The following is a 1,387-nucleotide window of genomic DNA, read 5'->3' as shown; positions in this document are numbered from 1 at the left end:
GCCCAGCCGGCCCGCCGCGCTGCCCCGCCCCGCTGCCGGCTCAGCCGACCCGTCCCGCTCAGCCGATCCGCGCTGCCCTGCCTGCTCAGCCGGCCGTCGAGCGGAGCACCGACGACCCGTCGGGGCGGCGTCGCACCTCGACCCGGTCGGCGATGCGCTGCTTGAGCTCGTCGACGTGGCTGACGATGCCGATCACCCGCCCCGAGGCACTGAGCCGGCCGAGCTCGCTCATGACCGCGTCGAGGGTCTCGGGGTCGAGGGAGCCGAACCCCTCGTCGACGAACAGGGTGCCGAGCTCGAGCCCGCCGGCCTCGGCCTGGACGACGTCGGCGAGGCCGAGGGCGAGGCTGAGCGAGGCGTAGAAGGTCTCACCGCCCGAGAAGCTGCCGGGGTCGCGGGTGGTGTCGGTGGTCGCGTCCCGGATGACGAGCGAGAGCCCCGTCTTGCGCGAGCGCGACCCGACCTCGCGCTCGTCTGACGAGGCGAGCTCGTACCGCCCGCTCGACATGACCGACAGCCGGACGTTCGCCGCCGCCACGACCTCGTCGAACCGGCGCAGCAGCACGTAGGTGCCGAGCGTCACGCCCTTGACGTTCTCGCCGGTCGAGGCGCTGGCGAGGTTCGCCATGCGCACCACCGCCCGGGCGTGCTCGACGGCGGCGTCGGCCGCGGCGGTCACGGCCTCGAGGGCGGCCAGGGCCTGGCGCGACCGCCCGGCCCGGTCGCCGGTGCGCGTCGCGCGGTCGGTGGCCTCGTCGAGCTCGGCCTCGACCCGGTCGAGGGCCTCGACGGCCGACGGGACGTCCGCCACCTCGTCGCCGGTCAGCACGGCGACCTCGGGCTCGACCAGCCCGGCCGCGACGATCGCCCGTTCGCGCTCGTGGGCCGAGACCCGCGCCTCGAGCGCGGCGAGGTCGCCTGCCTCGAGGGCGGCGTCGGCGACCTGGTCGACGTCGTCGAACCCGCTGCGCTCGAGGGCGGCCGCGAGCTCGGCACGTCGGACGGCCGCCGCGTCGGACGCCACGTCGGCGGCGTCGAGGAGGGTCAGGAGGCGCGTGTCGCGTTCGACGCCGTCACCGACCGCTGCGGTGAGCTCGGCGATGGTCGGGGCCCGACCGTCGAGCAGTCGCGCGATCTCGGCCTCGTCGTCGAGCAGGGCCCGCCGGTCGGCGGCCACGCGCTCCCGGCCGGTGGCGGCTCGCTCGCGGAGGTCGTCCCGCTCGGCCCGCAGCTCGTCGACCTCGCGGTCGTGGGCCATGAGCGCCGCCTCGGATGCCGCGAGGGCGGTACGGGCCCGGGTGGCCTCGGCCACGCGCAGCGCGAGCCGGGCCAGGTCGGACTCGACGTCGTCGCGGGTCAGGTCGCCCAGGGCGCGGCGGGCCTCGGC

General features: G+C 76.9%; 1 protein-coding gene. It reads right to left on the bottom strand.

Going from position 1 to position 1,387, the window contains the following annotated elements:
* Nucleotides 1–85: 85 nt before the first annotated feature.
* Nucleotides 86–1,387, bottom strand: a 1,302-nt coding sequence (locus IFT36_RS16035) for an SbcC/MukB-like Walker B domain-containing protein (protein WP_274598588.1), incomplete at its 5' end; no start/stop codon positions are given.

The sequence above is a fragment of the Frigoribacterium sp. CFBP 13605 genome (assembly GCF_014839405.1).
Classification (GTDB): domain Bacteria; phylum Actinomycetota; class Actinomycetes; order Actinomycetales; family Microbacteriaceae; genus Frigoribacterium.
Note: the sequence above shows the minus strand (reverse complement) of the source record. Positions and strands in the feature narration are given on the sequence as shown.